15 protein-coding genes are annotated in these 16,626 nt (G+C 43.6%); 12 read left to right on the forward strand and 3 right to left on the reverse strand.

Going from position 1 to position 16,626, the window contains the following annotated elements; genetic code table 11:
* Positions 1 to 52: 52 nt before the first annotated feature.
* Positions 53 to 1,066, reverse strand: a complete 1,014-nt coding sequence (locus ACFW35_RS00955) for an NADP-dependent oxidoreductase (RefSeq protein WP_379843117.1) — start codon at positions 1,064 to 1,066, stop codon at positions 53 to 55.
* A gap of 226 nt (positions 1,067 to 1,292) precedes the next feature.
* Here ACFW35_RS00955 and ACFW35_RS00960 point away from each other — a divergent pair, with 226 nt between their 5' ends.
* The 5 genes from ACFW35_RS00960 to ACFW35_RS00980 all read left to right on the forward strand — a co-directional run bounded on the left by ACFW35_RS00960 (position 1,293) and on the right by ACFW35_RS00980 (position 5,317).
* Positions 1,293 to 1,733, forward strand: a complete 441-nt coding sequence (locus tag ACFW35_RS00960; RefSeq protein ID WP_066294028.1) for a DUF1934 domain-containing protein — start codon at positions 1,293 to 1,295, stop codon at positions 1,731 to 1,733.
* The gene (argS, locus tag ACFW35_RS00965) at positions 1,730 to 3,400 is read left to right on the forward strand and encodes an arginine--tRNA ligase (RefSeq protein WP_379843118.1); all 1,671 of its coding nucleotides are present in this window, start codon (positions 1,730 to 1,732) and stop codon (positions 3,398 to 3,400) included. Before ACFW35_RS00960 ends, argS begins: the two co-directional genes overlap by 4 nt.
* 323 nt (positions 3,401 to 3,723) lie before the next feature.
* A complete protein-coding gene (locus ACFW35_RS00970; protein WP_379843120.1) occupies positions 3,724 to 4,272 on the forward strand; it encodes a DinB family protein in 549 nt (182 codons plus the stop codon).
* 93 nt (positions 4,273 to 4,365) lie between these two features.
* On the forward strand, positions 4,366 to 4,536 hold the full coding sequence (locus ACFW35_RS00975) for a XapX domain-containing protein (RefSeq protein ID WP_066294023.1): 171 nt from the start codon (positions 4,366 to 4,368) through the stop codon (positions 4,534 to 4,536).
* Between the two features lie 7 nt (positions 4,537 to 4,543).
* Positions 4,544 to 5,317, forward strand: a complete 774-nt coding sequence (locus ACFW35_RS00980) for an alpha/beta fold hydrolase (RefSeq protein ID WP_379843121.1) — start codon at positions 4,544 to 4,546, stop codon at positions 5,315 to 5,317.
* Here ACFW35_RS00980 and uvsE read toward each other — a convergent pair.
* Entirely contained in the window at positions 5,310 to 6,263 is a 954-nt protein-coding gene (gene uvsE / locus ACFW35_RS00985) for a UV DNA damage repair endonuclease UvsE (protein ID WP_379843123.1), read from the reverse strand. The genes ACFW35_RS00980 and uvsE overlap by 8 nt on opposite strands.
* A 218-nt stretch (positions 6,264 to 6,481) precedes the next feature.
* On the reverse strand, positions 6,482 to 7,666 hold the full coding sequence (cls, locus tag ACFW35_RS00990; RefSeq protein WP_379843125.1) for a cardiolipin synthase: 1,185 nt from the start codon (positions 7,664 to 7,666) through the stop codon (positions 6,482 to 6,484).
* A gap of 202 nt (positions 7,667 to 7,868) precedes the next feature.
* Between cls and ACFW35_RS00995 the strand changes: the two genes are divergently transcribed.
* The 7 genes from ACFW35_RS00995 to ACFW35_RS01025 all read left to right on the forward strand — a co-directional run bounded on the left by ACFW35_RS00995 (position 7,869) and on the right by ACFW35_RS01025 (position 16,626).
* A complete protein-coding gene (locus ACFW35_RS00995; protein ID WP_379843126.1) occupies positions 7,869 to 10,001 on the forward strand; it encodes a heterodisulfide reductase-related iron-sulfur binding cluster in 2,133 nt (710 codons plus the stop codon).
* Between the two features lie 155 nt (positions 10,002 to 10,156).
* Entirely contained in the window at positions 10,157 to 11,341 is a 1,185-nt protein-coding gene (locus tag ACFW35_RS01000) for an acetyl-CoA C-acetyltransferase (protein ID WP_379843128.1), read from the forward strand.
* Positions 11,342 to 11,374: 33 nt separating this feature from the next.
* On the forward strand, positions 11,375 to 12,208 hold the full coding sequence (locus ACFW35_RS01005) for a 3-hydroxybutyryl-CoA dehydrogenase (protein ID WP_379847339.1): 834 nt from the start codon (positions 11,375 to 11,377) through the stop codon (positions 12,206 to 12,208).
* Positions 12,209 to 12,328: 120 nt separating this feature from the next.
* Positions 12,329 to 13,468, forward strand: coding sequence for an acyl-CoA dehydrogenase (locus tag ACFW35_RS01010; RefSeq protein ID WP_379843130.1), 1,140 nt, complete (start codon positions 12,329 to 12,331; stop codon positions 13,466 to 13,468).
* 16 nt (positions 13,469 to 13,484) lie between these two features.
* Positions 13,485 to 14,627 (forward strand): acyl-CoA dehydrogenase, encoded by a 1,143-nt coding sequence (locus ACFW35_RS01015; RefSeq protein WP_379843131.1) that lies wholly within the window; start codon positions 13,485 to 13,487, stop codon positions 14,625 to 14,627.
* Between the two features lie 396 nt (positions 14,628 to 15,023).
* A complete protein-coding gene (gene meaB, locus ACFW35_RS01020) occupies positions 15,024 to 15,971 on the forward strand; it encodes a methylmalonyl Co-A mutase-associated GTPase MeaB (protein ID WP_379843133.1) in 948 nt (315 codons plus the stop codon).
* 31 nt (positions 15,972 to 16,002) lie between these two features.
* Positions 16,003 to 16,626: a TetR/AcrR family transcriptional regulator gene (locus ACFW35_RS01025; protein ID WP_379843135.1), complete on the forward strand. Its 624-nt coding sequence runs from the start codon at positions 16,003 to 16,005 to the stop codon at positions 16,624 to 16,626.

Here is a 16,626-nt window from a genome sequence, read left to right on the forward strand (position 1 = left end):
CTGTTTCCAACCTTCTTTCAGGTTGAAAAACAGCCTTCTTCATAACGATTTATTATAGATTTTCCGACTCAGCTACTTTTACAAGCTGTTTTCCTGTGTTTTCCCCAGAAAACAATCCTAAAAATGCATCTATCGTGTTCTCGAAGCCTTCAACAATGTTCTCACTGTATAAAAGTTTGCCTTCTTTTAACCATTTTGCGAGCTGAATGGCCCCTTCTTCAAAATGAGCAGCATAATCGCTCACGATGAATCCTTTCATAAGAGCGCTGTTAATTAGAAGCTGACTCTGAATGCGTGGACCTACGTCCATTTTTTCTAAATTATAAAGAGCGATCTGACCACAGATCGCAATACGCGCACCTTTATTGATCTGGCGAAGAACATGATCAGAGATCTCGCCGCCAACGTTATCAAAATACACATCCACACCATCTGGACATGCAATCTTCAGCGCTTTATAAACATCATCTGTTTTATAATTGATCGCCTCATCAAAACCAAGCTCATCTTTTAAATAACTAACTTTCTCATCAGACCCGGCGATCCCGACAACTCGCGCACCCTTGATTTTAGCGATCTGTCCGACGATTGTTCCGACTGCTCCAGCTGCACCGCTGACAACAACGGTTTCACCTTCTTGCGGGTTGCCGATATCAAGCAAGCCAAAATAAGCAGTTAAGCCTGTCATTCCAAGCACACCAAGGTTTGCGGTAAGCGGTGCAATAGAAGGGTCAAGCTTTCTTACTGAAGCATCACTTACGGCATTGTATTTTTGCCAGCCGAGGTTGCCGATTACAAAATCACCCTCAGCCAACTTAGCTGATCGAGATTGAATCACCTGTCCAACTACACCGCCTGAGATAACTTCGTTTAATTCAAAAGGAGGCACATAAGATTTTGTATCATTCATGCGTCCTCTCATATATGGATCTACAGAAAGATAGATTGTTTTCACTAATACTTGATCATTTTCAAGCTCTGGAACTGCAGTTTCTTCAAAGCGGAAGTCACTTTTTTCTGCAGTTCCCTTTGGACGGTTTACTAGTAAAATTCTTTCGTTTTTCATCATCATCCTCCTCAGATAATCATTTATCTTCTCGTTGCCATCATACCTTCAAACAAATCTCAATCCAAAACAAACGCTCATTTTCGTTTTTTTTTTTGGATAAATTCACATCTAAAATGAAATGATTTTCTTAAAGTACACTCATAAGGTTGAATGGGAGCAGTGAAATCTTTTATAATAGGTAAGTTAAAGGCAAGGTTACACCAAAAAAGGAAGTGTTGTTCGCATGGATCAAGATACGGAATTGTCTGTTGCGCTTGCAATAAGTTCAGAAGTCCATTTTAGCGGTGAAAAAGAAAAGCATTACACCGAGACAGACGGAAAGCTCTATAAAAGAGGCGACGTGACTTATCTTCAATATAAGGAAGAGATAGAAGGTGCGGGTTCTGTCAATAATGTTATTAAAATCACACACGCTGGAATTCTGATCATTCGCTCAGGCAGTGTATCTATGAAACAGAAATATTTAATCGGCCAGACAACTAAAGGGATGTACGACAGCCCTTATGGCCAGCTTTGGATGGAAACCACCACACACGAAATGAATTTCCGGTGGAATCAGCAAAATCAAACAGGGGATCTCAAACTCGCGTACGAACTGGTTCTGCAGGGTGAACATACAGGAACACATCGGATCAAGATTAATTTTCAGGAGGCAAAAGCATGAATATCCTTGACCAGGTCAAGCACCTGTTAAAAGAAGAGATTGAAGAAGCAGCAGTTAAAGCTGGACTCGCTAAAAAAGAAGAGCTGCCGGAAGTGGTTCTTGAAGTACCGAAAGATAAAGCCCACGGAGATTTCGCGACGAACATGGCGATGCAGCTTGCACGTATTGCGAAAAAAGCGCCGCGCATGATTGCGGACGAGCTTGTTGCCAATTTTGATAAAAATAAAGCTTCGATCTCGAAAGTAGAGATCGCCGGTCCTGGATTCATTAACTTTTATATGGACAATTCTTATTTAACTGAGCTTGTGCCGACTGTTTTAAAAGCAGGCAAGGATTATGGACGCACTGAAATTGGCGGAGGCAAAAAGGTTCAGGTTGAGTTCGTTTCCGCGAACCCGACAGGAACACTTCACCTAGGTCATGCGCGTGGAGCTGCAGTTGGTGACACGATCTGCAATATCCTTGATTATGCTGGCTATGATGTTTCCCGCGAATTTTATATTAATGATGCAGGAAACCAGATCAACAACCTTGCAACTTCCATCGAAGCTCGTTACTTCCAGGCGCTTGGCAAGGATAAAGAAATGCCTGAAGATGGCTATCACGGTGCGGATATTATTGAGTTCGGAAAAGATCTTGCTGCAGAATACGGTGATTCTTGGCTTGAAAAAGATGAAACTGAACGTGTAAGCTTTTTCCGCGAATATGGTCTGAAGCGTGAATTAGAAAAATTGAAAGAAGACTTGGCTGAATTCCGCGTGGACTTTGATGTTTGGTTCTCAGAAACGTCTCTTTACAAAAACGGAAAAATCGATGCTGCGCTTGAGAAGTTAAAAGCAAAAGATGTTGTTTATGAGGAAGAAGGAGCAACTTGGTTCCGTACAACAGATTACGGTGATGACAAAAACCGTGTACTGATCAAGAATGACGGATCTTACACATATTTAACACCAGATATCGCTTATCATAATGATAAATTTGAGCGCGGATTTGAAAAGCTGATCAACATCTGGGGAGCTGACCACCATGGTTATATTCCTCGTATGAAAGCGGCGATCCAAGCTTTAGGCTATGAAAAAGAACAGCTTGACGTGATGATCATCCAGCTTGTTTCTCTTTTCCAAAATGGAGAAAAAGTTCGTATGAGTAAGCGTACAGGAAAAGCAGTTACACTTCGTGAATTGATGGAAGAAGTGGGCATCGACGCAACTCGTTATTTCTTCGCGATGCGTTCAAACGATACTCATCTTGATTTTGATATGGACTTAGCGGTCTCAAAATCAAACGAGAACCCAGTGTTCTACGTGCAATACGCACATGCCCGCGTTTGCAGCATGCTTCGCCAAGGGGAAGAAATGGGTCTTTCTTATGATGGAAATGTAGACCTGTCACAGATCGATTCCGAAAAAGAGTTTGAGCTTTTGAAGAAAATCGGAGAATTCCCTGCGGTTATTAATGAAGCGTCTGAAAAACTTCTAACTCACCGCGTGACGAACTATGTATTCGAGCTGGCTTCTGCTCTTCATAGCTTTTATAACGCAGAGCGTGTACTTGATGCAGAAAATAAAGCAAAATCAGAAGCACGTTTTGCTTTAATGAAAGCTACACAAGTAACAATCGAAAATGCATTGAACATCATCGGAGTAGAAGCTCCAGAGCGTATGTAATACGATCAAAAAACCTGTCTGCTGGCAGGTTTTTTTTTTTTACGCGCTCGTTGGTACTTATGCTCGCCCTGGGGAATTTATGCTCGCCCTGGGGTACTTATGCTCGCCCTGGGGAATTTATGCTCGCCCTGGGGAATTTATGCTCGCCCTGGGGAATTTATGCTCGCCCTGAGGGATTTATGCTCGCCCTGAGGGATTTATGCTCGCCCTGGGAGATTTATGCTCGCCTCTGAGAGTTCATTGCCCTCTTTAGTCCGTAAAAAGGAAATGTTCTTCTTTTCTTGAATTCTATTAGAGCAGTTTTCAAACGAGGGGGAAATAATATGACAACATCAAGCAAAAGCCCGTTTGTGATCGGGGAGATTGAAGGGTATTCGAAAGATTTTTCGACATTGATCAGTATGATGGATTACACACGAGATACAACGATAAGAGCCGTTCAGGAACTATCTGTCGAAGCGCTCGATTACAGAATCAACGGAACAGGGAACTCGATCGGAATGCTTCTCGCTCACTTAGTGGCAGTGGAGAAGATTTATCAGTATTTAACGACTGATGGGAAAGACTTGCCGGATGAAGAAATTGACCGATATGCAGATACGCTTCAGCCTGCGTTGGATCTGGGCGAGGCGGCTATAATCATTTCAGGAAATTCAGCCGAATTCTATTTAGAAGACATGGCTAAAACGCGTGAAAAAACGCTGGAGCTTTTTAGACAGCTTCCAGATTCATGGCTTTATGAAACCACTCCTTGGTGGGAGGATGAAATTTCAAACAATTACTTCAAATGGTTCCATGTTTTTGAAGACGAACTAAGTCACCGCGGCCAAATACGAATCATCAAAAAACATTATGAACTGTCAAAAAAATAATAGCACGATGAATAAGGGATATTGTTTGCACATCGAGCCATATTATTAAGAGATAGATTTGGTAAACTCGATTTGACTAGGGGGTACATATAGATGAAATTAATTCTTTTATCGATCATTACGGGTGCCGTTGTAGGATTTGTGTTTGCGATGTTTAAATTGCCGATCCCTGCGCCTCCTGCTCTTCCGGGAATAATGGGGATTGTCGGCATCTATTTAGGGTTTCAGCTATACGGATGGGTAGCTGCGACTTTTTTAAAGTGAGGATATTATGGCTTTAGCAGGACTAACATCAGAGTTTCAAATCTATTATGAAAAGCTGGGAGAGGGAACACCTGTCGTTTTTTTGCATCCCCCTGGCATGAGTCATCTCGTGTTCGCCTATCAAAAAAGTCTTTCCTTAGTCTGCCAAACCATTTTTCCAGACATTAGGGGTCATGGCAGGTCGACTGCTAAAGACCCAGAGACTTTTACGATTTATGATCTCGCTGAGGACGTAGCAGATCTTCTCGATCATCTGCTGATCGATCAAGCCGTTATTTGCGGTTACTCTTCTGGAGGATCGATTGCTCAAGCCTTTGCAATCAAATACCCTGAACGAACAAAAGGACTTATTTTAAGCGGAGGATTTTCGGAAGTTTCCACGTTTACGCTGAAAAAGCAGTTTCAAACAGGAATAAGGCTGGCAAAAAGTACACCAGCCCTTTTAAATCAGATTCTTGTAAATACACATTCCAATACCGAACATGAAAAGAAAGAGATGTTCTTTTATCATAAACAGACTGATCGCCCAACGTGGGTACGCTATTATAAGGAGAGCATGTCGTTTAACTGTACAGAAAAAGTAAAGGAATGGCAGTTTCCGCTTCTTTTTCTATATGGAGACCAAGCGGAATATATGCACTATTACAGAAATCTGTTCCAGAGAAACGTTCATCAGCGTGCCCAGTTCGTTATGCTGGCAAAAGCTCTGCATCAGCTTCCGATTAAACATTTTGAAAGCTTTAATGCAGAGATCAGACGCTTTGTATCCAGCCTCACATAAGAATCGTTCCGCCGTTCATCCGTTTAAAACCGCGCACCTTTTCAAGCTCATTTATCAGCTGAAGGGCAGCGCGGTCTTTTTGTTTGGCCTCAATCATGACGTCGAGCTCATCGGTGAACGCTGACACCATCTTAAAAAAGGGCAGCACATAATCCAGACTGACAAAGTCGTGGTGGCTCCTATATGCTTTCTCGTCTTTCGGCGAAGAAAGGTGCACTTTCGGCGGCCGTCCTGTATTTTTCCAAGTCTGAACAAAACGGGGAAGCAGCTCTTCTAAAGGCGTATCGCCAGGATTCGCTTTGTAATGATGGTAATCAAACATGAGCGGAACCCCTTCTTTTTCACACACTTCCAATGTTTCTTCAGTCGTGAACGTCTTATCATCGTTCTCAAGTGTCATACGGCTTTTCACGTTTGATGGAAGCATTTTAATATTTTCATAAAATCTTTCTAAAGCCGTCTCCTTATCTCCATAAGCGCCTCCGACATGAATATTGATGTAGCTTCGGTCCTCTATACCCATTCCTTTTAAAAGATCGTAGTGATATTGCATATCCTTCACGGCATTTACGGTGACTTCAGGACGAGGACTTGTAAAAAGCGTGTATTGATTGGGATGCATGCTCGTTCTAAGGTTATATTTCTTCACGAGTTTCTCGATCTCTTTGCATTCCTGTTTCGTCTTCTTCAAATAATCCCACGCTGCTTCCGGATGTGTTGCCAGTGGGACGATAGACGAGGACATGCGGTAAAGCGGCAGTTCGTGCGCGATGCAATAATGGAGAACACGCAATGTGCGCTCCAAATTGTTTTTAGTAATGGCGAGGAGCTGGGCTTCCCGTTCCTTTTTGTCTCTTTTTTGGTATGTAGCGAATGTCATCGTTTTTGCTGGCGAGGCTTCATATAAGTTGAGAGCCGTCGAAACAAAACCAAAGGATGTAAGCATTTTTGGCCCCCTTAAGTTGTTTAACTCTTACTTAAAAAATTTTGGTTTAAGATGGTTTTGAATACTTCAGTGCAAGTTGATTGGAGCGCAAGGTGGGAGACTCCTGGGGGACGAGTGGGACAGGTGAGACGCCTAAAGGCGCGAAGCGGCAGGAGGCTCACCGCCCGCCCCGCGGAAATCAACCACTCTCAAAATCAACTCCGTTTGAAAAACAGCTTTTACAAAAACGGCGAAATAATAAACCCGGCTGCTTCCTTTAGGCGAACTTTAAGGGTTCGGAACTTTTTAAGACGTGTAAGTGTCAGTTTTTCAGAGCGTGCCAGATCCGACTCGATCACCTTTTTTACTTCTTGAATATAGTGCTTATCGGTAAAAATACAGTTGATTTCATCGTTAAAAAAGAAACTGCGGAAATCAAAGTTCGCCGTTCCGATATCACAGATCTGTTCATCAAACATCAGTACTTTTGAATGATAGAACCCTTCGTGAAATTGATAGATTTCTGCGCCGGCTTGTAAGAGCGGTTTTAAGTAGATATAAGATGCTTCTTGAACAAGAGCATGATCGGGATTCATCGGAACGATCAATGTGAGTTTGACACCTCTTTTTAAAGCTCTGAGAAGTGCCCTGTTCATCTTTTTACCCGGAATGAAGTAAGGTGAACCAATTAAGATGCTTTTTTTTGAACGTTGAATCTTTTCGTAAAAGAACCGGTACACAGCATTTCCATTAGAATGAACGAGCATAAAATCTTTTTGGGAGGAATCGGCCAGATCCGTTGCAGTGAATACTTTTAAATCCTCGCCAGACGCCACATTCCAATCGTTATTAAACGATTGCTGAAGGGCTCCAACGACAGACCCTTTTAAGCGCATGTGGTAATCACGCCAATCCCCGAGTTTGGTATCTTTTCCGATATACTCGTTCCCGACATTATAACCGCCAGCATATCCAATCTTTCCATCAATAATAGCTACTTTTCGGTGGTTTCGGTGGTTAACCCGATACAGAAAATAAGGAAATCCAGGCTTGTTGCTGTACTGAAAATGAACGTCAGCATTTTTTAATGTTTGGATGGTTTCCTTTTTAACGCCATGACTGCCGAGAAGATCCAGCAGCAGCCTGACTTCAACGCCTTTCTGTGCTTTTTGGATTAAAAGAGAACAAAGCTCTTGTCCAAGTTCATCATCACGCAAAATATAGAATTGAATGTGAATATATTCAGCTGCATTCTTTATATCTTCAAAAAGTGCATCAAAAAAATGATAGCCAGTTGATAAAAATTGCATTTCTCCTTTTGCCGTCGATGGAGGCAATTCCAGACTGACTTGTTTTTTATGGCCAAAATAAAAATCAATCCATGCTAAGATGCATAGGATTGCTAGTAAAAGAACGATCCACATCTGAAATATTTCCTCCTTCTGCAAACTTTCGTATTAGTATACCCTGCATAAATAAAAGCACTAAAAAATTTTACAATTAAATCCGACTGAATGCTCATTCATTTATTTTTTATGATATAATGATGTCAGAAAATTATTTTTTATTAGAATAGTTGAAAGAGAAAGAAATAGGGTATAGCAGCATTGGAAGGGAGAGAAAGTGATGGACGGCTTAATGATAGCAAACTGGATTGCGTTTCTTTTTGTAACCGCTTACGCACTATTTTTATTCGCCTATGTGGTTAAAACAAGGTATGAATTTATAAAGCTTGGTAAAAAAGTAGAATTTGATCATACCGTACAAGAAAGAATTAAAGCAGTACTAGTCAATGTCTTCGGACAAAAGAAGCTTTTAAAAGATAAAAAAAGCGGAATTATTCACGTTATGTTCTTTTACGGATTTATCTTGGTCCAGTTTGGAGCGATTGATTTTATTTGGAAAGGGCTTGCACCTGGCTCCCATCTGCCTTTAGGTCCGCTTTATCCTGGGTTTACGTTCTTCCAGGAAATCGTTACAACAATGATTTTAGTTGCGGTCGTTTGGGCTTTCTACAGAAGATATGTTGAAAAGCTTGTCCGCCTAAAGCGTGGTTTCAAATCAGGTCTCGTTCTATTGTTCATCGGCGGCTTGATGCTTTCTGTTTTGTTAGGGAATGCAGCTGAGATTATTTGGCACGACCTCCCATACGAATGGACGGCTCCGATTGCATCAGGACTTGCGATGGGTCTTGGCTTTTTAGGAAAAACCGGAGCTGCTGTTGTATTCTTCATCTCCTGGTGGATCCATTTGCTGTTCTTATTAACATTCTTAGTATATGTACCACAGTCAAAGCACGCACATTTGATCGCTGGGCCGCTTAACGTGTGGCTTGGCCGTAAAGACAAGATAGGGAAGTTATCTTCTATCAATTTTGAAGACGAAACACAGGAAGTTTTCGGTGTTAACAAGATTGAAGACTTCAACCAGAAACAGCTCGTTGACCTTTATGCCTGCGTAGAGTGCGGACGATGTACGAATGTTTGTCCGGCAACAGGCACAGGGAAGATGCTGTCACCGATGGATATGATCGTGAAATTGCGTGATCACTTAACAGAAAAGGGAGCAGCCGTTACTTCCCGCACACCTTGGATGCCGGCCTTTGCGTTCTCGAACACAAAAGGCAACCAGATCGCATTTGAAGCGAGAGGTCAGGGTGCACAGGAAACTGCTGCAGCAACTGACGGTTCATCTGCTCTTTCTTATGACGTTGAGATGATCGGCGAAGTGATGACAGAAGAAGAAATCTGGGCATGTACGACTTGCCGAAACTGTGAAGATCAATGTCCGGTTATGAATGAGCACGTAGATAAGATCATCGATATGCGCCGTTACCTTGTATTGACGGAAGGAAAGATGGATCCTGAGGCGCAGCGTGCGATCAAGAATATTGAAAAGCAAGGAAACCCTTGGGGGATCTCGAAAAAAGAGCGTGAGAACTGGCGTGAATTGAAAGAAGATATCGCCGTTCCAACGGTAAAAGAGAAAGAAAAAGCAGGGGAAGAGTTCGAGTACCTGTTCTGGGTAAGCTCGATGGGTGCTTATGATAACCGTTCACAGAAGATTGCTCTTTCACTTGCGAAGATCATGAACGAAGCGGGCATCACCTATGCGATTTTAGGAAACAAAGAGAAAAACTCTGGTGATACTGCACGCCGTCTTGGCAATGAATTCATGTTCCAGGAGATGGCGAACGCCAACATCGAATTGTTTGAAAAGCACGATGTGAAGAAGATCATTACGATCGATCCTCATGCTTATAACACCTTTAAAAATGAGTATCCTGAGTTTGGTCTGAAAGCAGAAGTTTATCACCATACGGAGCTTCTGGCTGAATGGATCAAAGAAGGAAGAATTAAGCCAAAGTATGAAGTGAATGAAACGATCACGTACCATGATTCATGCTACCTTGGCCGCTATAACGAAGTATACGAACCGCCACGCGATATTTTAAAAGCTATTCCGGGCGTTAAGGTCGTTGAGATGGACCGAAACCGTCAAAACGGAATGTGCTGCGGAGCTGGCGGAGGAATGATGTGGATGGAAGAAAAAGCAGGCTCTCGTGTGAACGTTGCTCGTACAGAGCAGGCTCTAGCCGTTAATCCAACCATGATCGGAAGCGGATGTCCATACTGCCTAACGATGCTGAGTGACGGGACTAAGGCGAAAGAAGTTGAAGATCAAGTTCAAACGTTAGATGTTGTTGAGATCCTGGAGAAATCCATGTTTGGTTCGCAAAAACAAGAAGTTCTTCAGTAATTGAATTTTATATGTATGAGCTGCCTGGTTTAGTGCCGGCAGCTTCATGCTTGATTTTTAGGTGACTGAGCGTTCGCTCGGCAAGTCCAGGGTCTTTAAAAGATTCTTTTGAAAGCGTTTACTAAAAGAATTCAATAAATACGGGAGGTTTTTGTATGACTAGATCAGTAATCGTCAGCGGGGTACGTACTCCAGTAGGAAAATTCGGCGGCGGGTTAAGCTCTTTAACTGCTTCAGACTTAGGCGGAATCGCAATTAAAGAAGCGCTTCAGCGCGGAGGTGTTTCTCCTGAATCAGTTGATGAAGTGATTTTAGGATGTGTTCTTCAAGGCGGGCAAGGTCAGATCCCTTCTCGTCAGGCTGCACAAAAAGCAGGACTGCCTTGGGAAACAAAGACCGAAACCATCAACAAAGTATGTGCTTCAGGTCTTCGTTCGATTACGATGGCAGATCAGATCATCCGTGCCGGTGATGAAGAAGTAATCGTAGCAGGCGGAATGGAATCGATGAGCAACGCTCCATATATCTTGCCGAAAGCTCGCTGGGGTCTTCGTATGGGTGATAGCTCCGTTAAAGATCTTATGGTGCATGACGGTTTGACGTGTACGTTCACTGGGGTTCATATGGGCATCTATGGAAACGATGTGGCAAACGAGATGGAGATCTCGCGTGAGCGCCAAGACGAGTGGGCATACAGAAGTCACAGCCTTGCAGTTAAAGCGGCAGATAACAATGTGTTTGCTGAAGAGATCGTCCCTGTTGAAGTTCCTCAGCGAAAAGGTGATCCAATCGTTGTTTCAGTAGATGAATCGCCGCGAAAGGATACTTCTGTTGAGTCTCTCGCAAAATTAAGGCCAGTTTTTTCACAAGATGGAACGATTACAGCAGGAAATGCGCCAGGAGTAAATGACGGTGCGGCTGCAGTCGTTGTGATGAGTGAAGAACGCGCTGCAAAGGAAGGCAAGGAAGTGATGGCGACGATCTTAGGGCACACAGCGATCGCAGTAGAAGCGAAGGATTTCCCTAAAACGCCAGGTCTTGTCATTACAGAGCTTTTAAAGAAAACAGGAAAATCTTTAGAGGAAATAGACCTTTTTGAAATTAATGAAGCATTCGCTGCTGTCGCTTTAACAAGTGCAGAGCTTGCTGGATTAGATCTTGAAAAAGTAAACGTGAACGGCGGTGCAGTAGCACTTGGCCATCCGATTGGAGCAAGCGGCACGCGCATCGTTCTTACATTGATTCATGAATTAAAACGACGCGGCGGAGGGCTTGGAATCGCTTCGATCTGTTCTGGCGGCGGTCAAGGTGACGCGATTTTAGTAGAAGTAAAAGCATAAAAGGAGGAAGAGTAAGTGAGCATAAATCAAATTATGGTGATTGGCGCAGGACAGATGGGATCTGGAATCGCACAAGTGTGTGCCATGGCAGGCTACGATGTGATTTTACATGATATTAAGGATGAATTTGTAGAAAAGGGATTAGGAAATATTCAGAAAAACTTAAATCGCCAAGTTGAAAAAGGACGCATGGAAGAAAGTGAAAAAGAAACGATTCTTTCCCGTCTAACTTCATCAGTATCTTTAGTAAATGCTTCAAAAGCAGACCTCGTAATCGAGGCGGTTGTTGAGAACATGGACGTGAAAACACAGCTGTTCAAGATGCTGGACCAGTATGCACCAGACCACGCGATCTTAGCATCAAACACATCTTCTCTTCCGATTACAGAAATTGCTGCAGCGACAGAACGTCCTGAAAAAGTGATCGGTATGCATTTCATGAACCCGGTGCCGGTTATGAAACTAGTAGAGATCATCCGCGGGCTGCAAACGTCTGATGATGTATACGAAACAATCGAAGCGGTATCTAAGAAACTTTCAAAAGTACCAGTAGAAGTAAATGACTTCCCAGGATTCATCTCAAACCGTATTTTAATGCCTATGATCAACGAAGCGATCTTCGCAGTCTACGAAGGAGTTGCTACACCGGAAGCAGTTGATGAGATTATGAAACTCGGAATGAACCACCCGATGGGGCCGTTAACGCTAGCAGACTTTATCGGACTCGATACATGCCTGTACATCATGGAAACGCTGCAAGAAGGCTTCGGCGACGATAAGTACCGTCCATGTCCTCTCTTAAGAAAATACGTAAAAGCTGGATGGTTAGGCAAGAAGACAGGCAAAGGCTTCTACACCTACGCATAAGGGGTCTGACCCCAAACAAAGACAAAATGCGGTTTTGTCTTTGTGAGAAAGACAGATCGGCATAAATGCTTGCTGCATCTGTTTTAAGATAGATTTTCATAAAGGAAATGGGGAGAGACCATGAACCTCGTGTTTACGGAAGAACAAAAGATGATGCAAAAGATGGTACGGGATTTTGCGCAAAAAGAGATAGCACCGGCCATTGAACATATGGAAGAAACGGAAGAGTTTCCGCGTCATCTTATAAAGAAGATGGCGGAGCTTGGGCTGATGGGTATTCCAATACCTGAAGAGTACGGAGGAGCAGGGATGGATTTTACATCGTACATCATCGCGATCAACGAATTATCAAAAGTGAGCGCGACGATCGGTGTAATTTTATCAGTCCATACGAGTGTCGGAACGAATCCGATCCTTTATTTCGGGAATGAAGAACAAAAGAAAAAATACATTCCTAAGTTAGCGAGTGGAGAGTACCTTGGTGCGTTCGGACTAACAGAGCCAAGTTCAGGTTCTGATGCAGCAAGCTTGAAAACAAGAGCTGTTAAACAAGGCGATCATTATGTTTTGAACGGCTCGAAGATTTTTATTACAAATGCAGGCGAAGCGGATGTGTATATCGTCTTTGCTTCAACTGAACCAGACAAAGGAAGCTACGGAATCTCAGCCTTCATCGTAGATAAAGATACACCAGGCTTTTCAGTAGGAAAGAAAGAGAAAAAAATGGGGTTAAACGGATCAAACACGTGCGAGATCGTTTTTGAGGATGCGCGTGTTCCTGCTGAAAATCTACTAGGCAATGAAGGTGAAGGCTTTAAGATCGCGATGAGCAACCTCGATGTGGGCAGGATCGGTATAGCTGCACAATCCTTGGGTATCGCAGAAGCTGCCTTGGAATTTGCAACGAATTATGCAAAAGAGAGAAAACAATTCGGGAAGCCAATCGGGGCGAATCAAGGTCTTGGGTTTAAGCTGGCGGACATGGCAACAGAAGTGGAAGCTGCAAAACTGTTAACATATCGCGCGGCAGACTTAAAGACAAATAACATGCCATGCGGAAAAGAAGCGTCTATGGCAAAACTATTCGCTTCAGAAACAGCGATGAAATCAGCGATCGAAGCTGTGCAAGTATACGGCGGATACGGCTACACGAAGGAATATCCAGTTGAAAGACTGTTCCGTGATGCGAAAGTGTGTCAGATCTACGAAGGAACAAGTGAAATTCAGCGTATGGTACTCAGCAAACACCTACTAGGGTAAGAGGGAGAGAATAAAGATGCAATTTTTATTATCTGAAGAACATGAAATGATCCGTAAGATGGTGCGAGATTTTGCAAGAAATGAAGTTGAACCGACAGCGGCTGAGCGTGATGAAGAAGAACGCTTTGACCGTGCGATTTTTGATCAAATGGGAGAGCTGGGACTATGCGGTATTCCTTGGCCTGAAGAGTACGGCGGAATCGGTGGAGATTACCTTGGATACGTTATCGCAGTTGAAGAGCTTTCCCGCGTGTGTGCGTCAGTTGGGGTTACCCTTTCTGCACATACATCACTTGCAGGATGGCCGATCTTCAAGTTCGGTAATGAAGAGCAAAAGCAAAAATTCCTTCGTCCGATGGCAGAAGGAAAGAAGATGGGTGCTTACGGCTTAACTGAGCCAGGTTCTGGATCTGATGCAGGAAACATGAAAACAACAGCGAAAAAAGACGGCGACCACTACATCATCAACGGCTCTAAAATCTTTATCACGAACGCTGGAGACGCAGAAATTTATGTCGTGTTTGCCCGAACGGATATTGAAGCAGGAACGAGAGGAGTTTCTGCATTTATCGTAGAAAAAGGGACACCAGGATTTTCTTTTGGGAAAAAAGAAAAGAAACTCGGGATTCGTTCTTCTCCAACATTAGAGATCATTTTCGAAGATTGCCGTGTGCCAGCTGAAAACCTTCTTGGCAAAGAGGACGAAGGCTTTAAGATCGCAATGATGACGCTTGATGGCGGACGCAACGGTATCGCTGCGCAAGCAGTAGGAATCGCGCAAGGTGCACTTGATGCATCTGTAAACTATGCAAAAGAACGCAAGCAGTTTGGTAAACCGATCGGTGTAAACCAAGGTATCGGTTTTAAACTAGCTGACATGGCAACAAAAGTAGAAGCGGCCAGACTATTAACCTATCAGGCAGCATGGAGAGAGTCTGAAGGGCTTCCATACGGAAAAGAATCAGCAATGTCTAAGCTTTTCGCTGGAGACATTGCCATGGAAGTAACAACAGACGCTGTTCAAGTATTCGGCGGATACGGGTACACGAAAGAATATCCAGTCGAACGCTATATGAGAGACGCGAAAATCACGCAAATTTACGAAGGCACACAGGAAATTCAGCGTCTCGTTATTTCTAAAATGCTTTTAAAAGATTAAGAGTTAGGAAATTTGCGACACTTTGGCTAGAACCTGAGCTTCTAAGCTTGACCTGCGATCGAGGAGTCTCTTGGCAGTTCATCTGAGTTGCTTTTTAACAAAGATGTTTATAAACAGAGTGTTGCTTACAAATAGGTTTTAAAAACACCCTTGCAGTTGATTGGAGAGGAAGGTGCGAGACTCCTCGAAAATGAAAATCACATTTTCTTCGTGCGATGTAACGCTGTCGAAGCCTTCCTTGTCCTGCGGGATCAGCGGGACAGGTGAGACCATTCAATGTCGCAAGGCGACGAGTGGGCTCACCGCACGCCCCGCGGAAAGGGAGCACCTGGATCGGAAATCAACCACTTTCATTTTATCATGAGACAGATTTTTAAATCACTTTAGGAGGAAACCATGCATCCATTAGCCAAGCGCATCCAGCAAAAAGAGGAACGGGCACTTGCAAAGGCGATCACACTTGCCGAGAACAACGGAGCCGATAAACTAGAGCTTCTAAAAAGCATATATCCGATGCAAAAAGGCGCGCACTGGATCGGCATCACCGGTTCACCCGGTGCCGGTAAAAGCTCGCTCGTCAACCGCCTCATTTCCTTTCTGCGAAATAAAGGTCTGACGGTAGCGGTTGTTGCAGTGGATCCGACAAGTCCTTTTAGCGGTGGGTCCATACTCGGAGACCGTGTACGGATGGCCGACCATTTTACCGATCCGGGTGTGTTCATCCGAAGCATGGGAACCCGGGGAAGCTTAGGCGGACTGTCCCGTTCTACCAAGGAAACGGTACGGCTTATGGATGCTTATGGTTTTGATGTGATTCTAATAGAAACGGTAGGAGTCGGACAGTCTGAACTCGATATTATGAAACTTGCAGACTCTGTCGCAGTTGTTCTGAATCCGGGCAGCGGGGACGTCGTGCAGGTATTTAAGGCGGGAATCATGGAAATCGCCGATCTGTTTGTCGTAAATAAAGCGGATATGCCAGGCGTTCCAAAGCTTTTAGCAGAGATTGAAGCGATGCTCGATCTTGTAAAACACGACAGCCCATACCGTCCGCCTGTTGTTCAGACGATTTCTACTGAAAATAAAGGTTTGCAAGAGTTGTGGGAAGCACTTCTTGCTCACAAGGAATATTTGATAGAGAGCGGAGAAGGTAGCATTCGCAAGCTTTCCAACCTGAAACGTGAAGTGATGGAAGTTGTTCAGCACGAGATTTTTCAGCAAGTATGGACAGATGAAAAAGAAAATGGATTCTCCTGGCTTGCCGACTTAGAACAAGGCACTACAGACCCTTATACAGCCGCAGAGCAAATCTTGCTGCAACGAATTCAGCCGGCAGACAAATAGGAGAAAATGAGTGGGAAATGAGGGAGGCCATTTGGGTAAGAAAGAAGTGCCGTCGCTCGTAAAAGATGAAAAACTCATTCAAAAGCGACGCGAAGAGATGGTAAAAGCTGCGGTGTCTTTATTCAAGAAAAATGGTTTTCACCGCACCACGACCCGTGAGATCGCAAAAGCTTCAGGTTTCAGCATCGGCACACTTTACGAATATATCCGGTCTAAAGAAGATATTTTGTACCTTGTCTGCGACAGCATCTATGATGGCGTTAAGTTAAGGCTGCAGCAGGATATTGACTCGGCAGACAGCGGAATAAAAGGTGTCGAGAAAGCGATCACGGCTTATTTTAAAGTGATGGACGATATGCAGGATGAAGTGCTTGTTATGTATCAAGAAGCCAAGTCATTATCTGATGAAGCATTGCCCTATGTTTTGAAAAAGGAGCTTGAGATGACGGCGATCTTTGAAACACTTTTATCGCAGTCAGTACGGCAGGGCGAACTTGCTCTAAACGAAAAAGAGATCCAGGCTGCTGCACATAACATTTTGATCATCGGGCAGATGTGGACGTTCAGACGCTGGGCACTTCAAAAGATGTATACCCTTGAAGAATATACAAAATTACAGCTCCAGCAACTGCTTCATGGCATTAAAGGAGCGTAA

This window comes from Fictibacillus sp. NPDC058756 (assembly GCF_042746035.1).
In the GTDB taxonomy this organism is placed as follows: domain Bacteria; phylum Bacillota; class Bacilli; order Bacillales; family Fictibacillaceae; genus Fictibacillus.